Annotated in this window: 17 protein-coding genes and 1 tRNA gene; 9 read left to right on the forward strand and 9 right to left on the reverse strand. The window is 30.9% G+C overall.

Going from position 1 to position 20856, the window contains the following annotated elements; genetic code table 11:
- Positions 1-18: 18 nt before the first annotated feature.
- The 3 genes from Q0714_RS13375 to Q0714_RS13385 form a co-directional block, all read right to left on the reverse strand.
- Positions 19-273, reverse strand: a complete 255-nt coding sequence (locus Q0714_RS13375) for a DUF4212 domain-containing protein (RefSeq protein ID WP_298265898.1) — start codon at positions 271-273, stop codon at positions 19-21.
- Positions 274-284: 11 nt separating this feature from the next.
- Positions 285-1463 (reverse strand): hypothetical protein, encoded by a 1179-nt coding sequence (locus tag Q0714_RS13380; RefSeq protein WP_298265900.1) that lies wholly within the window; start codon positions 1461-1463, stop codon positions 285-287.
- A 118-nt stretch (positions 1464-1581) separates the two neighbouring features.
- Positions 1582-2001 (reverse strand): helix-turn-helix domain-containing protein, encoded by a 420-nt coding sequence (locus Q0714_RS13385; protein ID WP_298265902.1) that lies wholly within the window; start codon positions 1999-2001, stop codon positions 1582-1584.
- A 168-nt stretch (positions 2002-2169) separates the two neighbouring features.
- On the opposite strand from Q0714_RS13385, the gene Q0714_RS13390 reads away from it, so the two are divergent.
- The 5 genes from Q0714_RS13390 to Q0714_RS13410 all read left to right on the forward strand — a co-directional run bounded on the left by Q0714_RS13390 (position 2170) and on the right by Q0714_RS13410 (position 10507).
- Positions 2170-2955 (forward strand): sulfite exporter TauE/SafE family protein, encoded by a 786-nt coding sequence (locus Q0714_RS13390; protein WP_298265904.1) that lies wholly within the window; start codon positions 2170-2172, stop codon positions 2953-2955.
- Positions 2956-3126: 171 nt separating this feature from the next.
- Positions 3127-7632, forward strand: coding sequence for a glutamate synthase large subunit (gene gltB / locus Q0714_RS13395; RefSeq protein ID WP_298265906.1), 4506 nt, complete (start codon positions 3127-3129; stop codon positions 7630-7632).
- A gap of 2 nt (positions 7633-7634) precedes the next feature.
- Positions 7635-9095, forward strand: coding sequence for a glutamate synthase subunit beta (locus Q0714_RS13400; RefSeq protein WP_298265908.1), 1461 nt, complete (start codon positions 7635-7637; stop codon positions 9093-9095).
- Between the two features lie 312 nt (positions 9096-9407).
- A complete protein-coding gene (locus tag Q0714_RS13405) occupies positions 9408-9935 on the forward strand; it encodes a hypothetical protein (protein WP_298265910.1) in 528 nt (175 codons plus the stop codon).
- Positions 9936-9949: 14 nt separating this feature from the next.
- Positions 9950-10507: a PepSY-associated TM helix domain-containing protein gene (locus tag Q0714_RS13410; RefSeq protein WP_298265912.1), complete on the forward strand. Its 558-nt coding sequence runs from the start codon at positions 9950-9952 to the stop codon at positions 10505-10507.
- Positions 10508-10548: 41 nt separating this feature from the next.
- Here Q0714_RS13410 and aroC read toward each other — a convergent pair whose 3' ends face one another.
- Positions 10549-11598, reverse strand: a complete 1050-nt coding sequence (gene aroC / locus Q0714_RS13415) for a chorismate synthase (protein WP_298265914.1) — start codon at positions 11596-11598, stop codon at positions 10549-10551.
- 69 nt (positions 11599-11667) lie between these two features.
- Positions 11668-12420: a sulfite exporter TauE/SafE family protein gene (locus tag Q0714_RS13420; protein WP_298265916.1), complete on the reverse strand. Its 753-nt coding sequence runs from the start codon at positions 12418-12420 to the stop codon at positions 11668-11670.
- Positions 12421-12534: 114 nt separating this feature from the next.
- Between Q0714_RS13420 and Q0714_RS13425 the strand changes: the two genes are divergently transcribed.
- From Q0714_RS13425 to Q0714_RS13440, 4 genes are all read left to right on the forward strand, one after another.
- Positions 12535-12619: transfer RNA gene (locus Q0714_RS13425), tRNA-Ser, on the forward strand.
- 336 nt (positions 12620-12955) lie between these two features.
- Positions 12956-15814: a DEAD/DEAH box helicase family protein gene (locus Q0714_RS13430; protein ID WP_298265918.1), complete on the forward strand. Its 2859-nt coding sequence runs from the start codon at positions 12956-12958 to the stop codon at positions 15812-15814.
- An 8-nt stretch (positions 15815-15822) separates the two neighbouring features.
- Entirely contained in the window at positions 15823-17718 is a 1896-nt protein-coding gene (locus Q0714_RS13435) for a DNA methyltransferase (RefSeq protein WP_298265920.1), read from the forward strand.
- 2 nt (positions 17719-17720) lie between these two features.
- The gene (locus tag Q0714_RS13440; RefSeq protein ID WP_298265922.1) at positions 17721-18056 is read left to right on the forward strand and encodes a hypothetical protein; all 336 of its coding nucleotides are present in this window, start codon (positions 17721-17723) and stop codon (positions 18054-18056) included.
- A gap of 70 nt (positions 18057-18126) precedes the next feature.
- Here Q0714_RS13440 and Q0714_RS13445 read toward each other — a convergent pair whose 3' ends face one another.
- The 4 genes from Q0714_RS13445 to Q0714_RS13460 form a co-directional block, all read right to left on the reverse strand.
- Positions 18127-18564 carry a JAB domain-containing protein gene (locus Q0714_RS13445; RefSeq protein WP_298265924.1) on the reverse strand — a complete coding sequence of 146 codons (438 nt, stop codon included), beginning with the start codon at positions 18562-18564 and terminating at the stop codon, positions 18127-18129.
- Positions 18565-18652: 88 nt separating this feature from the next.
- Positions 18653-18904 (reverse strand): hypothetical protein, encoded by a 252-nt coding sequence (locus Q0714_RS13450; RefSeq protein ID WP_298265925.1) that lies wholly within the window; start codon positions 18902-18904, stop codon positions 18653-18655.
- Positions 18905-18934: 30 nt separating this feature from the next.
- Complete coding sequence (locus Q0714_RS13455; protein WP_298265927.1) at positions 18935-19897, reverse strand: DUF3871 family protein; 963 nt, start codon at positions 19895-19897, stop codon at positions 18935-18937.
- The gene (locus tag Q0714_RS13460; protein WP_298265929.1) at positions 19890-20801 is read right to left on the reverse strand and encodes an AAA family ATPase; all 912 of its coding nucleotides are present in this window, start codon (positions 20799-20801) and stop codon (positions 19890-19892) included. Before Q0714_RS13460 ends, Q0714_RS13455 begins: the two co-directional genes overlap by 8 nt.
- Between the last annotated feature and the right edge of the window lie 55 nt (positions 20802-20856).

Below are 20856 nucleotides of genomic sequence, written 5' to 3' on the forward strand. Positions count from 1 at the left end.
AATTTTTTATACGATTAATTATTCATCAACTCCATATTTTTTATCTAGTTTATTCATCAATTTTACATAGACGAATATTAAGATAACAAACACGTACATTGAACCTTGTTGCGCAAACCAAAAACCAAGTTTAAATCCTCCCAGTTTAATGGTATTTAACTGATCTACTAATAAAATTCCAAACACATAGGAAACTAAAAACCATATACTTAACAAAATTGCTAAATAACCAAGGTTTTCTTTCCAATATGCTTTCATATCTTTTTTTGACATAGTGGTAAGTTTTAAAATTTATATATTGCTGTAGTTAGTAATCTAAAATTATTTACGGCATCAACACCTGTGGTGTTTATATCGCCGTTTCCGTCAATTGATCCGTATTGAGCATTTGTAAATTCTCCTTCAACACCTATTTTTAAATTGCCTGACTTCCATCCAATTCTAGGTGAAATTCTAAATGCACTTTCAACTCCACTGCCTAAAAATCCATTAACGTAATTAATAGCTTCTCCAAATCCATCATTTTTAGTATAACCTCCAAACAATCCCCACTCCATGGTTTCAGAAAAATCACCTTGAAATTCTGTCCATATGGATAATGTGTTATTATTTACATAATCTCCATTTGCCAAACCAAATCCTCCTACTTGTAAAACATCTGTCATATTTTGACCATAAATAACTTCGGCTTTCCAAGTAGCATCTCCCAATTTTGTTCTAAAATACCCTATAAAAGCAGTACTTGTTAAATTATCTTCCCCCAATTGTGGTCTTGAATTTTTCAAATTAAATCCGACACCTCCTAAAGTTTCAGTTGCTTTTCCAAATTGTAATTGAGCGTGTACTTGAGGAATTCCAGATTGACTAACACTTGCTCCTCTAGTTTTAAAATCTCTTTCAGTAAATAAAACTCCAATAAATTTAACGGTTCCTTTAGTTGTAATTCTTAATTGTGGGTTTCTAGAAAAAGGTTGAAAAGGAACTCCTGTATTGAATGAATATACCCCAGGAAAAACTGCAGTTACAAACATAGGATGCCAATATTGCCCCATTAAAATTTCAAGATTCTCATTTGATAGTTTAACAAATGCATGTCTCAGTCTAAATTCTCCCGTTGATCCGTCTGAGTTTCCAAAAAAAGCTGCTTCTATAACTCCTGAGGTTTTCATCCCAAAGAAATCAGGACCTGTGATAGCTCCTTTTAACCTGGACTGAATCGCCAAAATATTAAAATTTGCTTGATTATTAATATCTTCTCCATTAACCATATTTACCGAAGTAGGTAAAATATTAAAGTGACCTTCTCGGGCATTTACAACCTGACGTGTGTCATACATAAAATCTGCCTTTACAAAGCCACTCCAATTTATTCCGATTTTTTTATCAGCATTTCCAGATTGACTATAGCTGAGTGATGCTAATCCCATAAATGCAATTAACAAAATTGAAAATTTGTTTTTCATAAAATAAAGTTGGTTAGTTAATAAATATTTTGTTAAAATGTTCATTTTTAACCATTACAATATGAAAATAATAATGCTTGAAGCTAAATTTAATATAGATTTTTGTAAATTAGTATAGTTATTCTTTAAATCGCTCCCACCGAATTAACATAAACTTGTCTCCTAGCTCAGTAACAATAACACCTGCACCAATTAAATTTTTATTCTCAGAAAAATACTTGGCTAGTTCTTGAGCGTTTAAAATTTTATACGTAGAATGATATTCAAAACTATAAGGTCGTTTGATATTGTACTTTTTTACCCAGTTTATGATACTCACATGTGAAACCCCTAGTATGCGTTCAATTTCACGATAACTTAACCCTTCTAAATATAACTGCAATGCCTTATTTACATAATAGGAATCTATTTGCTTTCCCATTTTATTTACTGTAAAATAATAGTTGCATTTTTTACACTTATACCGTTGTCTTTTTTTTACAACACCGCTTTTAACATACTCATTTGAGCCACAGTTTGGGCAAAAATCTACTTTCATATATATAAATTTTGCATAAATATACCTTTTTAGCATAAAAATTCAAAATAAAACAAGTAATACAATTAAAGTCTTCTATTTTTTCTAACATTTTAAAAATTTGCATGTAATCACAATTACTTTATCAAAAGGTATTTTGTCTATTTTTGTTAACTTAAAAATCATTTTATGATAACTCTTCAAACCGTAATAGAAACCATTAGCTTTAACTGGGAAATAATAACACTCTTCTTTTTGATAGCTATTTTATACTCCTCTGTTGGTTTTGGAGGTGGTTCAAGTTATTTAGCCGTACTAGCATTATCATCATTAGCATTTACACAATTAAGAGCAATTGCTTTGCTATGTAATATAGTGGTGGTTACAGGGAGTACCTATATTTATATACAAAATAAACTTTTCAATTGGAAAAAAATTATCCCTTTAGTACTTGCAAGTATACCTATGGCTTTTATTGGAGGGTACTTAAAAATTAGTCAAACTTTTTTTTTCATTCTTTTAGGTATTACATTATTAGTTGCTGCAATTTTTATGTGGACATCTAAATACATTACCAAAAAAGGAAACCATCTTCATTTTAAAAAATCAATTAGTAAAGATATATCTTATGGCAGTGGTATTGGTTTTATTTCAGGAATGGTAGGTATAGGAGGTGGTATTTTTTTAGCTCCCTTATTACATCTTACAAAGTGGGATACTCCAAAACGCATTGCAGCAACTTCAAGTTTTTTTATTTTAGTGAATTCTATTGCTGGATTATTTGGTCAATATTTAAATCCCAATTTCTCTATAGAACCAATAATTACTATTATTTTAATGTTTACAGTGTTTGTAGGGGGTCAAATTGGATCTAGATTGAGTGTAAAATTAATATCTCCAACACTCCTTAAAAAAGCCACTGCAATTTTAATTGCATTTGTAGCTTTAAGAATTTTATGGAAACATTTGCTGTAAACTATCACTTTACTAATTAAATAAATCATAAAAAAAATCTATATTTTTTCATATTTGATTATTTTCAATACTTTAATTATTTATTTGAGATAATTACAACGTTTTCGTAGTTTTTAAAAATTATATTTAATAATTTATCTATTTTTGTGATAATTCAAAAATTACTTAAACATGATAAAACAAGGACTTTACTTACCAGAATTTGAAAGAGATAACTGTGGCGCAGGATTCATTTGCAATCTTAAAGGTGAAAAGTCTAACGAAATAATTCACGATGCCCTTGAAATTTTAATAAAGCTAGAACATAGAGGAGCTGTAAGTTCTGATGGAAAAACTGGTGACGGAGCAGGTATTTTAATAGACATTCCGCATGATTTTTTTGTAAAAAACACCTCATTTAACCTGCCTAAACCTAGAGAATATGCTGTAGGCATGACTTTTTTACCTCCAAATGAAAATCAACTTAATTATTGTAAACAAATTTTTCAAACTGAAATACAAAAGCAAAACTTATCTATTTTAGGATGGAGAAAAGTTCCTGTAAACAAAGCACATTTAGGATATATGGCCTCAAAAAGTGAGCCATATATTGAGCAAGTTTTTATTGGTAAAAACGATCAAAATTTAACAGAGAAACAATTCAATGCTAAATTATTTGCAGCTAGAAAAATAACTGAACATACTATAGAAAATTCTAAGCTATCCGATAGAAATAAATTCTATTTTCCAAGTCTATCATCAACAACCATTATTTACAAAGGTTTGTTAATACCAGAAGACATTAGAAATTATTATACCGACCTTTCAAACCCAGAATTGGTTACACGCCTAGCTTTAGTTCATCAACGTTTTTCTACCAACACATTTCCTTCATGGGATTTAGCTCAACCGTTTAAATTCATGTGTCATAACGGTGAAATAAACACCCTCCGTGGAAATGTAAACAGAATGAAAGCTCGAGAAGAATTGATGAAAAGCGACATTTTTGGTGAAGATATTAAAAAATTATTTCCGATCATTTTAGAAGGAAAATCAGATTCTGCTTCCATGGATATGGTTGTTGAACTTTTATTAATGACTAATAGAAGTTTGCCTGAGGTAATGATGATGATGGTGCCTGAAGCTTGGGAAAAAGATACTACAATGAGTGATGAAAAGAAAGCTTTTTACGAATACAACTCATGTGTTATGGAACCTTGGGATGGTCCAGCTTCCATTCCTTTTACTGATGGAAACTACATTGGAGCCCTTTTAGATAGAAACGGATTAAGACCATCCAGATACACTGTAACCAAAGATGGAAATGTAATTATGTCTTCAGAAACAGGCGTGTTAGACATCAAACCTGAAAATGTGGTTAAACATGGCCGTTTAGAACCTGGAAAAATGTTTTTAGTTGACATGAATGCAGGTCGGATTATTAATGATGATGAAATTAAACAAAAAATAGTTTCAGAAAAACCTTATAGAGATTGGCTAAATAAAAATTTATTACCTCTGGCTAATGTTCCATATACAGGCAATAAAACTCCTCAAGAGAAAACAAATTTACTAGCTCGTCAAAAAATATTTGGGTACACCATAGAAGAAATTAACAAAATAATTACTCCAATGGCCATTCAAGGAAAAGAAGCTATTGGATCTATGGGAAACGACACTCCTTTAGCTGTTTTATCGGATCAACCACAATTACTTTACAGTTATTTTAAACAATTATTCGCTCAAGTTACCAACCCTCCTTTAGACGGAATTAGAGAAGAAATTGTTACAGATTTTAGTTTGGCTATTGGTGGTGATAAAAATATTTTTAAAGTCACCGATGAACACTGTAAAAAATTAAAAATTGAAAACCCTGTCATTTCAAATGAAGATATAGATAAATTAAAAAATATAGATCATCCTGATTTTAAAGCAATTTCTATACCTGTTTTGTATGATATTACCAAAGGATTAAACGGTATTGAAGCAGCACTTAAAAATATTGTTAAGCAAACATATCAAGCTGTGACAGATGGTTGTAATATAGTTATCTTGTCAGACAGAGGTGTAGATAAAAATAACGCTCCTATTCCTATGCTATTGGCTTGTTCTTATGTTAACAATCAATTAAATAAATTGGGTAAACGCTCTAGTTTTGGTATTGTTATTGAATCTGCTGAACCACGAGAACCTCATCATTTTGCCACCTTATTTGGTTATGGTGCTAGCGCCATAAACCCTTATATGATTAACGAGATTATTCGTCAACAAATTCAAGAAAATATTATCACCAATTTAAGTGAAGAAAAAGCCATTGAAAACTACAACAAAGCTATAGCAAAAGGAGTTTTAAAAATTATGAATAAAATTGGTATTTCAACTTTACATTCATACAGAGCTTCACAAATTTTTGAAATTTTAGGCCTTAACAGCCAATTTACTAATGAATATTTTCCAAATACACCCTCTCGTATTGAAGGAATTGGGCTATATGAAATTGAAAAAGAAATTTATTTACATCACAGAAATGCTTTCCCTAAAACAGCTATTTCTGGAAGTCAAAGCTTAAACATAGGAGGTGATTATCGCTGGAGAAGAAATGCAGAACGCCATATGTTCAATCCAACAACTGTTGCTAAATTACAACAAGCCGTTAGAACCAATAACTACAAAAGTTACGAAGCATATTCCACCGCCGTAAATGAACAAAGTAAAGAATTAATGACCCTTCGTGGGATGTTTGAATTTAACAACTACGACCCAATTCCTTTAGAGGAAGTTGAACCTTGGACAGAAATTGTCAAACGGTTTAAAACCGGAGCCATGTCATACGGTTCTATCAGTCAAGAAGCTCATGAAAATTTAGCTATTGCTATGAATAGAATTGGTGGTAAAAGTAATTCAGGTGAAGGTGGCGAAAACAAAAATCGTTTTAGGAAAGATCTAAATGGAGACAGCAAAAATAGTGCAATTAAACAAGTTGCTTCGGGAAGATTTGGAGTATCTACTAACTATTTAACCAATGCTCAAGAAATTCAAATTAAAATGGCTCAAGGAGCTAAACCTGGAGAAGGAGGTCAGCTACCTGGAGAAAAAGTATTACCTTGGATTGCAGAATGTAGAAACTCTACGCCTTATGTTGGTTTAATTTCACCTCCTCCACACCACGACATTTATTCCATTGAGGATTTAGCACAACTTATTTATGATTTAAAAAATGCCAATAGAGATGCTAGAATCAATGTAAAACTTGTTTCAAAAGTTGGAGTTGGCACCATTGCCGCTGGAGTAGCAAAAGCCAAAGCTGATGTTATATTAGTTTCAGGCTACGACGGAGGCACAGGAGCTTCACCTTTAACCTCTTTAAAACATTGTGGACTTCCTTGGGAGTTAGGAATTTCCGAAGCTCAACAGACATTGGTTTTAAACGGACTTAGGAATAGAGTTATATTAGAATGTGACGGCCAATTAAAAACAGGTAGAGATGTTGCTATTGCGGCATTACTTGGTGCTGAAGAATTTGGTTTTGCGACTGCTCCATTAGTAGCTTCGGGTTGTATTATGATGCGTGCTTGTCATTTAAATACTTGCCCTGTTGGGATAGCCACACAAGATCCCGAACTTCGAAAAAATTTCAAAGGAACCCCAGAGCATGTAATTAACTTTATGTACTTTATTGCTAAAGAGTTAAGAGAAATTATGGCGCAATTGGGCTTTAGAACCTTAAATGAAATGATTGGTCAATCTCAAAAAATTGACATCAACAAAGCCATAGAGCACTACAAAGCAAAAGGATTAGATTTAAGCTCTATTTTGCACAAGCCAACAACAACAAAACCTCTTTATAATACAGAAACTCAAGATCATGGCTTAGACAATGTATTAGATTTTGATATTATTAGATCTGCACATCCTGCTATATATAGAAAAGAAAAAATGCAATTAGATTTTTCTATTAAAAATACTGACAGAACTGTTGGTGCAATTTTAAGTAATGAATTATCCAAAATTTATGGTGAAAATGGCCTTCCAGAAGACACTTTAAAACTAAACTTTAAAGGTTCTGCAGGACAAAGTTTTGGAGCATTTGCAACCAAAGGGCTCACCTTAACTGTCAATGGAAATACAAATGATTATTTAGGTAAAGGCTTGTCTGGAGCCAAATTAATTATAAAAACTCCTGAAGAAGCTACATTTGCTTCTGAAGAAAACATTATTGTTGGAAATGTATCCTTGTATGGAGCTATTAATGGAGAAGCTTATATTAATGGTATTGCCGGTGAACGCTTTTGTGTTAGAAATTCTGGTGCAACTGCTGTAGTTGAAGGCGTTGGAGATCACGGGTGTGAATATATGACAGGTGGAAAAGTGGTGGTTTTAGGTGCTACAGGTAGAAATTTTGCCGCTGGTATGAGCGGAGGAATTGCTTATGTATATGATAAAGACCATAAGTTTAAAAACGAATTATGTAATATGGAAATGGTTGAATTAGAGTCAATCTTAAACGAAGATGAAAAAGAATTACATCAATTCATTAAAAATCACTTTAAATATACTCAAAGTGAATTGGCTTATAGAATTTTAAATGATTGGGATGAACATCTAAAGCATTTTGTAAAAGTAATGCCTACAGATTATAAAAAGGCTCTAATTAGATTAGAAAATGAAAAAAATATTAATGCAGAAACAACAATTTAATTATGGGAAAAGTTACTGGATTTAAAGAATTTGAAAGAAAAAATGAATCGTTAGTTGCTGTTAAAGAAAGAATTCAAAATTATAAGGAATTTACCATACCTTTAAAAACTAATGACATTGAAAAACAAGGATCACGCTGTATGGACTGTGGTATTCCTTTTTGCCATAGTGCTTGTCCTTTAGGAAATTTAATTCCTGATTTTAATGATATGGTTCATAAAGGGGAATGGAAAAAAGCATTGGAAATATTACATGCAACAAATAATTTCCCAGAATTTACAGGGAGACTTTGTCCAGCGCCTTGCGAACAAGCTTGTGTACTAGGAATTATAAAACCTTCAATTACTATTGAAAATTTAGAAAAAAGTATTGTTGAAAAAGGTTTTTCTGAAGGTTGGATCACCGCTAAAAAACCAACTGCAAGTACTGGAAAAAGAATTGCCATAGTTGGATCTGGTCCAGCTGGATTAGCCGCAGCACAACAACTCAACAGAGCAGGTCATAACGTAACTGTATTTGAAAGAGATCAGGCAATAGGTGGCCTACTCCGTTATGGCATTCCTAACTTTAAATTAGAAAAAGAAATTATCGATCGAAGAATTACTATTCTAAAAAAAGAAGGTATCACTTTTAAAACTAATATAAATGTTGGCGTAAACTACTCTGTAAAAGAGCTGAATAATTTTGATGCTATAGTTTTATGTGGTGGTGCAACTCAACGCAGGTCACTCCAAATTAAAGGAAGCGATGCTAAAGGGGTTGTACAAGCAATGGATTTTTTAACCCAACAAACTAAAGTACTTTTTGGTGAAGAAACTAAAGATCAAATTGTTGCAACCGACAAAAATGTTATTGTAATTGGTGGTGGAGATACAGGTTCAGATTGTATAGGAACTTCTAATAGGCAAGGCGCAAAATCTGTTACAAACTTTGAAATTATGCCAAAACCACCTGCTGACAGAAGCGAAACTACACCTTGGCCATATTGGCCGTTAAAACTTAAAACTTCAACTTCTCATCAAGAAGGCTGTGATAGAAATTGGTTAATTTCAACTAAAGAATTTGTCACTGATAAAAACGGTAACTTAACTGCTTTAAAAACTGTACAGGTTGAATGGATACACAAATCTGGGGAAAAACCAATATTAAAAGAACTACCCAATACTGAAAAAATTTGGCCTTGCGATTTAGTTTTATTAGCTCTAGGTTTTACTGGTCCAGAAAAAACTTTAAGCGAACAGCTTGGTATTGAAACAGACTTTAGAACAAATTATAAAGCTTCTACAAAAACATATCAAACTAATGTTCCACACATTTTTACCGCCGGAGATATGAGAAGAGGACAATCGCTTATTGTTTGGGCTATTTCTGAAGGGAGGGAAGCTGCAAGAAACGTAGATGAATATTTAATGGGGTATAGCAACTTGCCAACCAAAGGTAAAGGTGATTTACCAGGAGTATAATAAATGTGGAAATAAAAAAGGGTATTTTTATATTTATTCAAAACCCATCTTTGTTACATATAAGGTGGGTTTTATTATATAATTAACTCCTTAATTTTACTTCAAAATCATTAACTATTTCTTTTCGATTAAATTTAACGTAATAATTTAGTTAAACTCGAAAAAGCTTCTTATTTAAAATCATTATAAATTGCTACTTAAGTCACATCAAAAAAGCTTCTTAGCTGACAATAATCATCCTTTTTAACAACCATCAATTATAAATTAGTGGTTCCATTAATACTTAATGTGATTCAAAAATTAAAAACAAAAATGATGAAAAAAATGGTATTTATTTTTACAGTTATTACTAGTTTAATTTCTTGTAAAACAGAAACAAAAAAAACTGAAAACGCTCCAGAAGCTAGTCAAGAAAAAGTAATAGAAACTCCATCCATAGCTTTAGGTGAATTTGATATAAAAGCTGGTGATTTTGTTGGTAAAGAGGTTAAAATTCAAGGAATAGTTGACCATGTTTGCAAACATAGTGGGAAAAAATTATTGGTTGTCACTGATGAAGGTGATGTACATGTAACTTCAGATGTAAGATTTGAAGATACACTTAAAGGAAATGAAATTTCTTTAGTTGGAGTGGTTTTAGAAAATAAAATTGATGAAGCATATTGTTTAAAAATGGAAGAAGACAATATTAAAAGTCATTCTGAAGGAGCTTCTAATGAAGAACAATTTGAAAATAAAAAGAAACATATTCAACAATATAGAGATAAAATGAAAACTGAAGGTATCGATTATATTTCAGAGTTTTCGTTACAATACGTATCACACACTATAGTTGATTAATTTTAATTTCATATATGAAAAAGTTACGAAAATGGAGTAGAATTCTTCATAGAGATATTGGGTACTTTTTTATAGGAACTACGATACTTTATGGAATTTCGGGAATAGCTTTAAATCATCTTAGTGACTGGAATCCAAATTATTCAGTAGAAATAAAAAACTTCACTACAACTTTAAATCTAGAAAATTCTCCATCAGTAAAAACAACTATTTTAACGCTTTTAGATAATATTGACAACCGTGATAACTACAAAAAGCATTATTATCCTGATAAAAATAAACTTAAGATATTTATAAAAGGAGGCTCTTCAATTATAGTTAATGTTAATAGCGGAAAAGGGTATGCAGAATATTTAAAGAGAAGACCTTTATTTTATGAAGCAAATTTTTTACACTACAATCCAAATAGAATTTGGACTTGGTTTTCAGACATTTTTGCTGCAGCATTAATTTTATTTGCCATAACCTCATTATTTATGGTAAAAGGTAAAAAAGGAATAACAGGAAGAGGTGGTATTTACACTGCTTTGGGCATATTACTACCTATTTTATTTTTGATTTTTTACCTCTAAAAACAAAAGGCTGAAAATAAATTTTCAGCCTTTTGTTTATTTTATTTATTTAACAATGTAAAATCTGCTAACACCAAAGCAGCCATAGCTTCAACTATTGGAACAGCTCTTGGAACCACACAAGGATCGTGGCGTCCTTTACCATGCATTTCAACCATATTTCCATCTTTATCAATGGTTTGTTGAGCTTGCATAATAGTTGCTACGGGTTTAAATGCTACTCTAAAATAAATATCCATTCCATTACTAATTCCTCCTTGAATTCCTCCTGAAAGATTAGATTTGGTAGAACCATCTGCATTAAACATATCATTATGCTCACTACCTCGCATTTTTGCTCCGCAAAATCCACTTCCATATTCAAATCCTTTCACTGCATTTATTGAAAGCATGGCTTTTCCTAACTGCGCATGTAACTTATCAAAAATTGGCTCTCCTAAACCTACAGGAACATTTTGAATAACACAGGTAACTGTACCTCCAATGGTATCACCTTGTTTTCTAATTTTATCTATTTTTAAAATCATTTGTTCAGCAATAGCATCATCTGGACAACGAACAATATTATCTTCAATTTTGCTAAAATCTAAGTCTTGATAGGGTTTTTCTAAAAATAAATCTCCAACAGAAGATGTATACGCATGTATTTTAATTGAAGGAATTACTTGTTTTGCTACTGCTCCACCAACAACCCAATTGGCAGTTTCTCTTGCTGAAGTTCTTCCACCTCCTCTATAATCTCTATGTCCATATTTTTTGGTATACGTATAATCGGCATGAGAAGGTCTAAACGAATCTTTTATATGAAAATAATCGTTAGATCTTTGATGAACATTTTTAATTATAAAACCAATAGAAGCGCCCGTAGTTTTTCCTTCAAAAATACCTGATAAAAACTGGACTTCGTCTGGTTCTTTTCGTTGTGTTACAATTTTAGATTGACCTGGTTTTCTTCTATTTAACTCATTTTGAACAGCTTCAATATCGATTTCAATTCCAGAAGGACAACCATCAATGACCCCTCCAATTGCTTCTCCGTGAGATTCTCCAAAAGTAGTTATTGTAAATATATTTCCGAATGAATTAGACATAGTAATAATTTAAGAGACAAATGTAAAAAAAGTATTTAATTGTAGGTTTAATTATCGATTGAAATAAATTTAAAAAAACCATAGTTTTATTGCCATTAACACAACCATTACTATTAAAAATTTCTTTATTAAACCATCGCCTTTATTAACAGACCATCTACTAGCTAACCAACCTCCTGATGCATTTCCTAGAGCCAAAATTAAACCAATTTTCCAGTTAATTACATCATTATAAGCAAAAACTATAACCGCTGATATTGTATAAATTAACACAACAGTTACTTTAATAGCATTACTTTTTACCAATGAAATATTATTTAGTGAAGATAAAATGAGTAACATTATAAAACCTACTCCTGCCTGGATAAACCCTCCATAAACTCCAACAAAAAAGAAAAGGATGGTACTTATCCATAAATGTTTTCCTGATGTTCTTTCAATTAAATTAAACTGCTTTGAGTTTGGCTTAAAAACCATTAACCCCACAACTAACACCATAATAATTGCCAATATTTTATTAAAGATATCTCCTTTGATATCTACAGCAATTTGTGCTCCTAAAATTGAACCCAAAAGCGCAGAAACACCTAAATAAATACTAAAAGGAAACGTAACAATTCCTTTACTTTTGAAACCAGCTGTTGTAAAAATGTTTTGAAATAAAATGGCTATTCTATTGGTTGCATTAGCAATATTTGGAGGCAAACCCAAAAAAATTAGTATCGGTAATGTTAAAAGTGACCCACCACCTGCTAAAGTATTTATAGCTCCTGCTACAAATCCAACAAACACTAAACCAGCAACTTCAACAAATGAGCTCATCCATTAATTTTAAAAGAAACAAAAGTACAAGAAAATTTATTAGAAAAATTCATAAAAAAAAGTAAAAAAAGTTTGAGCAAAACAAAAAAGGGTTTTATATTTGCCCTCGCTAAGGGAGAAATGGCAGAGTGGTCGAATGCGGCAGTCTTGAAAACTGTTGAGGGTCACACCTCCGGGGGTTCGAATCCCTCTTTCTCCGCAAAAGGAAAACCTTAACAATTGCTTATCAATTTGTTAGGGTTTTTTACTTTTAAATTTAGTCCATATTTAGTCCAAAATAAAAATTTAACACATTTTTATACTCAAAAACCTTTAGAAGAATTTGGTGAATAAAATCAAATTCTACAGACCATTTTTTATGGTTTATATTTAATGACGCAATTCATAACTATTTAGATCATAATAATATTCATTAAAGATATGAAAAACATTAACTATAACCCACCAAACCCAATGGGCTATTGAATTTATAAAATTACTTGGAAATATTCCCAACTACCACAAAAAAGATTTATATTTTTATGTTTTTAAATTTATGCTAAATAAGATAATACGAAATAAAACAGTTCAATGGTTACAATCACCTGATTGTAGTGTAAATGAACTTATTACATATATTAAAAACAAAGGTCAGTTAAGAGATACTCAAATTGAGGCAATAGAAACTTTTTTGTTTTTGAAAATTCAAGGTCAAAACAAACCTCTTTGGCAGCTATTTGCAGAAGGTTTTTTTACAAATGGTACTGATTTGTCAAAATTAGATATTAACCAAAATGCAAGAGAATTTCTTGAAAACAACAAAGAGGCGTTTTCTTTATTTGATTTTGCAAGACAAAAAGTAAAAGGCAAAAAGCAACTACCTAACCTTGAACAGGAAATCATAAAATCACCAGAAGAGTTAGATTATCAAGAAATAATTAAAAAGTTATTTTACAATGTAAACTATTCTGACTATCTAATGAGTTTACCAATGGGTTCTGGTAAAACTTACTTAATGGCTGCATTTATCTATTTAGATTTATATTTTGCTTCAAATGAACCTGAAAATAAAAATTTTGCTCATAACTTTTTGGTTTTAATTCCTTCTGGCTTAAAAACATCAATTGGACCAAGTTTAAGAACTATTGAAGATTTTGACCCATCTTGGGTTATTCCAGAACCAGCAGCAACTAATCTAAAAAAACAACTAAAGTTTGATGTATTAGATGAAGCCAAGTCTGCTAAAAAAAGCAATAAAGCTCGAAATCCAAATGCTCAAAAAGTAAACGAAATACTTCCAGATCCTTTTGGGCAAGTTTTCATTGTAAATGCAGAAAAGGTAATCTTAAACAGAGTTGATACAACAGGTCAAACAAACTTATTTGAAGATGATGAGGACAAAAAGGCTAACGAATTAAGAGCGCTAATAGGTAAAATACCAAACTTATCTATTTTGATTGATGAAGTGCATCACGCAGCAAAATCAGACATTAAATTAAGACAAGTAGTTAATAGATGGAATGATAGAGGTAGTATAACCACTGTACTCGGTTTTTCAGGTACGCCTTATTTATCAACAGCAGAAAAAATTCAGCTTACAGAAGATGATACTTTAAGAATTTCAGAAATCACAAATACAGTCTATTATTATCCGCTTACAAATGCAATAGAAGATTTTTTAAAAAATCCAACAGTTAAAATAGCCGATAATCTTACTCATTTACAAATAATAAAAGAAGGTATTAACGACTTTAATGAAACGTATGGAGATTTAACTTACGCTAATGGTACTATTCCAAAAGTTGCTATTTATTGCAGTAATATTGAAATGTTAGAAGAAGAAGTTTATCCATTTCTTCAAAGTGATTTAAAAATCCATCCTGACGAAATATTAAGATTTCACGGTGGTAATAAAACGTACAGTTTGCCAAAGGAAAATGAATTACAATTTAAATCATTAGACACAGCAATTTCAAAAAAGAAATACATTCTGTTAGTAGCAATTGGTAAAGAAGGTTGGGATTGTAAGAGTTTAACTTCTGTAATACTACCACAAAAAAGTAAGAGCGCTTCCAAAAATGCTATCATTCAAACAACGTGTAGATGTTTAAGACAAGTTACAAAAGGTAATGATGAATCAGCTTTAATTTGGTTAAATAGAGAAAATGCAACAATACTTAATAAAGCATTAGAAAAAGAACAAAACACGTCTATTGAAGAACTCAACAATTTAGACAAAAATAAAGGTGCTGATTTAATTGAACGTCATTCAAGAATGGAATTTCTTAAACTTCCAAAAATTGACTATTACCAGCTAAAAGTAAAATATCAATCTATTGAGGAAGAAGATAAGCCAAACACCAAAATTAAATTAGAAGAGCTACTAAAAAACATAAAAGATTACAAAGCTAACTATGCAATAACTACTAAAGGATTAGACTTTTTAGACGAAGGTGAATTATCTTTTTTAAACAGTTCTGGTATCAAGTTGGCTAACTACAATCATTGGATTGCTAATATTTCAAAAGATAGTTTCAGTACAATCTCTACAAAAGAATTGCATCAATTTGATGAACAATTAAAACCTATTTTTAAAGCAATTACTATAAACAACGAAGGAAATCTATTTTTTAATGAACAATTTGATACTTATAAAATTGAATCTAAAATTAGAGTAGCATTCAGCATTAAAAGAGAATTAACAACCGAAGAAGAAATAATTCCTAAAGAAGCCAACTTACTTATTGTCGACAAATTAAAATCTATTGCAAAGCATAAAAACTTATATCCTAATGAAGAGGTAACAAAACAAATTTTGCAATTTGACAGTAACCCACTTTCAACAGAAGATTTTAATAAACAAAAGCAAGAGCGTATTTTAAAATTAACAGAACAGGGTAAGTTTGATGAAATTGCAAAAGTTGCAGCAGAAACCATAAATCCATTAATTGAACAAAAAGACAAATCATTTCATCTGTTGCCTTACAATTTCGATAGTGGTTTTGAAAGTCAATTTTTAAATGAAATTCTTAAGTTAAAAGACTTTAAAGAAAATAATTTAGAAATCTATTTTAATGGAGAACGTGGTATTACAGAGTTTGTAATTAACTGTTTTGCTAAAAAAGGAAAACGATGGAATAAAGTAGGTAAATACACAACCGACTTTTTAATCATTAAACGCAATACTAAAGATGCTATACACAAAGCATTAATTATTGAAACCAAAGGAGAAGGCTACGCTAATGATAAAGATTTTATTAAGAAAAAGAACTTTATAGAAACGGACTTCTTAAAACATAACGAAGACAAATTTGGGTACAAAAAATTCGACTTTCTCTATTTAGAAGATAGCAATAAACTATTAGACAATATTGCAGAAGTAAATCAACGTATCAATCAATTTTTCAAAAACTAATTACAATTATGCCAATTAAATATATACCATACACACCAAATACCATAGAAGGTCAAGCCGTATTAGACAATATTACACGCACAAAACGTGTATTACGTTATCGTGAAAACAATGAAGTGTATAACCGTTTAGAACGTGGTATGCCCTACTACGAAGTAGAAACAGTGGAACAAGTTGGTGAACCTTCTGATAATTTAATTATGCGTGGTGAGTGTATTTCTAACTGTGCCTATTTAAAAGAGCAAGGAATAAAAGTTGATTTAGTGTATATAGACCCACCTTTTGCCAGTGGTGCAGATTATGCTAAAAAAGTGTATATCCGTAGAAATCCAAAGTTAGCAGCAAAAATAAAGGAAGCTGAAAAAACAATGGAAATGGAGGAACTACGCACTTTTGAAGAAAAAATGTATGGCGACATCTGGCAAAAAGAAGATTATCTTAATTGGATGTATGAGAACTTACAAGCTATAAAAAGTATAATGAGTGATACAGCTTGTATCTATGTTCACCTTGACTGGAATATTGGGCATTATGTTAAAATCCTACTTGATGAAGTTTTCGGACAGGATAAGTTCTTAAACGAAATTATTTGGAGTTATGACAAATGGTCAGCGAAAAGTAACACATTGCAAAAGAATCACGATGTCATATATTTCTATTCAAAGAATGAAGAATACTTATTTAATGAAGTAAAAGAAATAACTAAAAATTTAGAAAAAAAATATAAAAATGGATACTCTCTTGGCGGCGGTTATGGCAGTGATGGTTTAGTAGTTTATGATGAAACCTTACCAAAAGTAAAGGAGTTGATTAAATCTGGAAAATATAAAGTCGTATATGCTAAAATGGAAGGCAAACCAATAAGCGATGTATGGCGGATACCTTTTATAAATCCTGTATCAAATGAAAGGGTTGACTACGCTACTCAAAAACCAGAAGCTCTTTTAAAAAGAATAATTAAAACAAGCAGCAATGAAGGAATGGTAGTAGCAGATTTCTTTGGTGGCAGCGGTGTAACTGCAAAAGTAGCTAATGAGTTAGGTAGAAAGTTTATTCATTGTGATGTCGGCATTAATAGTATACAAACTGTAAGGGACCGTTTGGTATCAGAAAAAGCAAACTTTACTATAAAAGAAGTTAAAGATGGTGTAAACCTGTTTAGAAATCCCCAACAAACAATGGATAAGTTAGCAACCCTTATTACAGGTTTGCAAACAAAAGTAGAAGGTGTTTCTAATTTCTGGTTAGGTGCTATAAACGATAGTAAATTAGGTACGGTTCCTGTTTATGTTCCAGACTTAATAGATAGTCAACAAAAGTTATTAGATATACCAACCATTAACCGCATTATCAATCAAGAAATACAAAATCTCTCTATTACTACTAAAAAAGTAATTGTGTACTACATTGATATTGATGATGAAAAAGAATTGAAAAAATTCATCAAAGAAAATAATGCAACTACAACAGATGTTGAGTTAAGAGATTTAAAAAATCTATTACACGAAACAGTTGTGAATGATGAATTAGAATTTTCAATTACTGAAGGTAAGGGAGAATATACTGTATCAATCGATAAATTTACGAGTGACAGGTTACAGCAGAAAATAAATGAGTTCAATGAAAAAGGAAACTTGCAAGCCATAAATAAAGGTAAGAAATTCGACCCAATTAATATTAGCGAAGAAGGATTAGAACTAATTGAATTAATCTCATTAGACTGTAAAAATTCAGAAGGAGAATGGTTTAGCACAACAGAAATTAAAATAGACAAATTAGGTTATGTGATTTATGATGGTGAGAAATCAAAAGATTTTTGGAATGGAAAAATCACATCAAAAGAAAAACCATTAAGAATTAAAGTAAGAAACATTAGCGGTGATGAATCGGTAGTAAGTATATAGTAATGTATCAACTCACCAAAACAGACTTTAAGTATTATTTAGATTGTCCAGAATCTATTTGGTTATTAAAAAATAAACCACAAGTATATCCAAAAGGTGAGTTTTCATTATTTGCAGAGAAATTAATTAATGAGGGCTATAAGGTAGAAGCCTATGCAAAACAATTATTCCCAAATGGTGTAGACTTACCAGAGTATGGTAGTCCTAAAGAAACTCAAAAAGTATTAACAGATACACATAACGTTTATTTTCAACCATCATTTAGCACAAAAAAAAGATGTCTTTGCACGTATAGTTTTTTTAACTATACTTTTTTAATATTTCATTTATTTAATTAGCTAAACACCAATTTTTAGTATTATAAATTTATAAAAAAGATGTAATTTATGTTCTAAAATTGACCTCTTTTTAAACATTCTCATCAGCAAAACTATATTTTCCTTCTCTGGAGATAATTAAATTATCTAAATAATGTATTTCCAAAAACTTACAAGCTTTTTTGATTCGGTTATAAATTGAAATATCACAGGTGCTGGGTTTTAATTTTCCTGAAGGGTGATTATGCACCGTTATAATTCCAGAGGCACACGATTTTAACACAACAGCAAACATCAATTTTAAATCTACTAATGTTGAATTGATACCACCTTTGGTCATTTCATAAATTCCAATCACTTCATTTGAATTATTTAAAAGCAATACTTTAAATTCTTCTTGAAGTTCAATTGTATCCAAATCCCAGTGCTTTAAAGCTATATTATATGCATCATCGCTTTTTCTTATTTTCTTTTTTTCCAACTTCGTTGGTTGGTATTTTAACTTTATTTCTGATATAATGTTTTTCATAATTTTAAAAGTTAAAAAGGCTCTATTCAAATGAATAAAGCCTTCTGTTTTAATTTATTTAATTATAATTTAAGCAGTTAAAAAATCACTAATCCGTTAAAATATCAAAATGATAGGTGTGGTAATTTTTACCATTTATATAAAATACAACTCTTCCTTGATAGGTGATTTTTAATTCTGTACAAGATACAATTTGGTTTTTACGTAAAACACCTATATCCTGTAACACCTTCAATTTGAAAGGAGTGTGTAGTTTAATAATTCTATTTTGACCATTAACCACATAAATTATGTGTGGTGAGCAATATTTCAAAAGCTCAATCAGTTCTTCATTGCTCATATTTTAATAAATAATTAGATATAGACGCTCTTAGGCAACATTATATTTGTGCAAAAAATAATTGTGTTCGTGATTTTTAATTGAATTACGAAGATGATTCACAAACTCATAGGTGTTGCAATTCCTGCTTAGAAAGTTATCTATATAATTACTCTTGGAGCTATCTGTAAATAGATTGTATAAATTCCATAGATTAATGTATCCTTTATCATCTGCTCTAAAATGGGCATCATCCACATAATTTTTAATAATAGCATTGATTTGAGAATCTGTAGTTTTTAGATCGAATAATTGTTGCTTTTGCTGTTTATCCAAATGTTGATACAATTTCATCTTACCCACCATATGAGCAAACTGCTCTTGATTGATGGTGAAATCTTGTAACTGCCTCATATTATGAATATGCTCCTTTTGTTTATAATTTAAAAACAATTCGCTGGTTTTCGATTTAAGTTCTTCTATACTACTTACTCTTAAATCATCTTTCAATCCATCTGTAGCTATACAAAGGTTACAACAAATCATATTTTTAAAACCGATAAAAATTTTAAACTTTTCGATGCTTTTTTTAGAAAACAAGTTTTGCTCTGAATAAGAACGCACTCCACCAACTGTTAAATTAAGCTTTTGGTTATTAATGTTAGTGTTGATATGTGGTATCTCCACTATAAAAGCCATCCGTTCATAATAAATGGTTTTCTCGTGCTCTAACAGCTCTTTTGCTGGTTTACCAATAGCAGAAGGAATACGACCTTTTATAATATGACTGGTTCTAATAGAAGGCATCATAATTGTTCCTTCTGGAAATAGCTGCTTTGCTGTATCTCTAACAGCATCTATAAATTCAAAATGTGGTATCGTACTTTCATTATCTTTTGCAAATACTGGTATAATGCAGTCTTTTTTAAGATGTAAAAGGCTGACCTCTTGTGTATTTGCTTCAATAAATCTGTTGTTATTAGAAATAGAAGATTCTATCTCTTGGTTACTCACCACTTGTTGTGTTGTTACTGCTGTCAATTCCATTATTTTGAATAGTATTTTTGTTAATAATTTGTTTGTTGTCTACAATTTGAATGGCGTTCTCTATTTCAGCTTTTCTGGTGATAATAACAGGTAAAATTTGCTGTTTAAAGCTGTTATATTTTTGATATAAATGTCTGAGTCCTTCTAATGTAGTTGTGGTCTTAATTTCCCGCTTTATATCATCTAAAGAGATACCTTGATTGCACCAAGCTTGCAATTGTTTGCCTACTTCTGCATTTATAATAAACTCAGGTTTTCCTTGGAATAAATTTGTACGGTCTTTACTGACCTTACATAAGTGATTTTCGTTAATAAGCTCAAAATTCACCGATAATTCATACTCAAAACCTTCTGATGTTATTTCTTTGGTGCCGTGTTTAACCACTTTTGATTTGCCGGTAGAACCAACATCTAAAGTATAATCTGTTTTTCTCCTGGTGGTTGTGATAATGTGGCATTTGGATTGGAGAATTTTATCAATAAACTTTTGATGTCTGGGTTTTACACTAGCCCAATCCTGAAACCTTCCACCCAACTGCTCGTGAATTTGTAAACAGCCTCCTTCACCCTGCCATTCGTGAGTAATAGAATCAATGATAATAACTTCCATCTGCTCCTTTTCACAGATTTCTATGGCTTCTATATACCGCTCTGGTGTATATGGCGGAAATAAATTTAGGACATTGTAATTGCCTAAATCTGAATACAGACTAGCTGATGCGTTCTCTGTATCAATCACAGCTATTTTAGACCAATCTTGTGTCATTCCATAGGCTAATTGTAAGGCAGAATAGGTTTTTCCAAAACCACTAGCTCCAGAAATTCCTAAACGTAATTTTACGTTGTGCCTTTGTGTTTGTTGTAATTGCATAATGTTTGTTTTTAGTTTTACACATATATTTTTTTGTTTTTAGGAATAAAAAAAG

Origin of the sequence: uncultured Lutibacter sp., from assembly GCF_947493565.1 — a bacterium.
Classification (GTDB): Bacteria; Bacteroidota; Bacteroidia; order Flavobacteriales; family Flavobacteriaceae; genus Lutibacter; species Lutibacter aestuarii.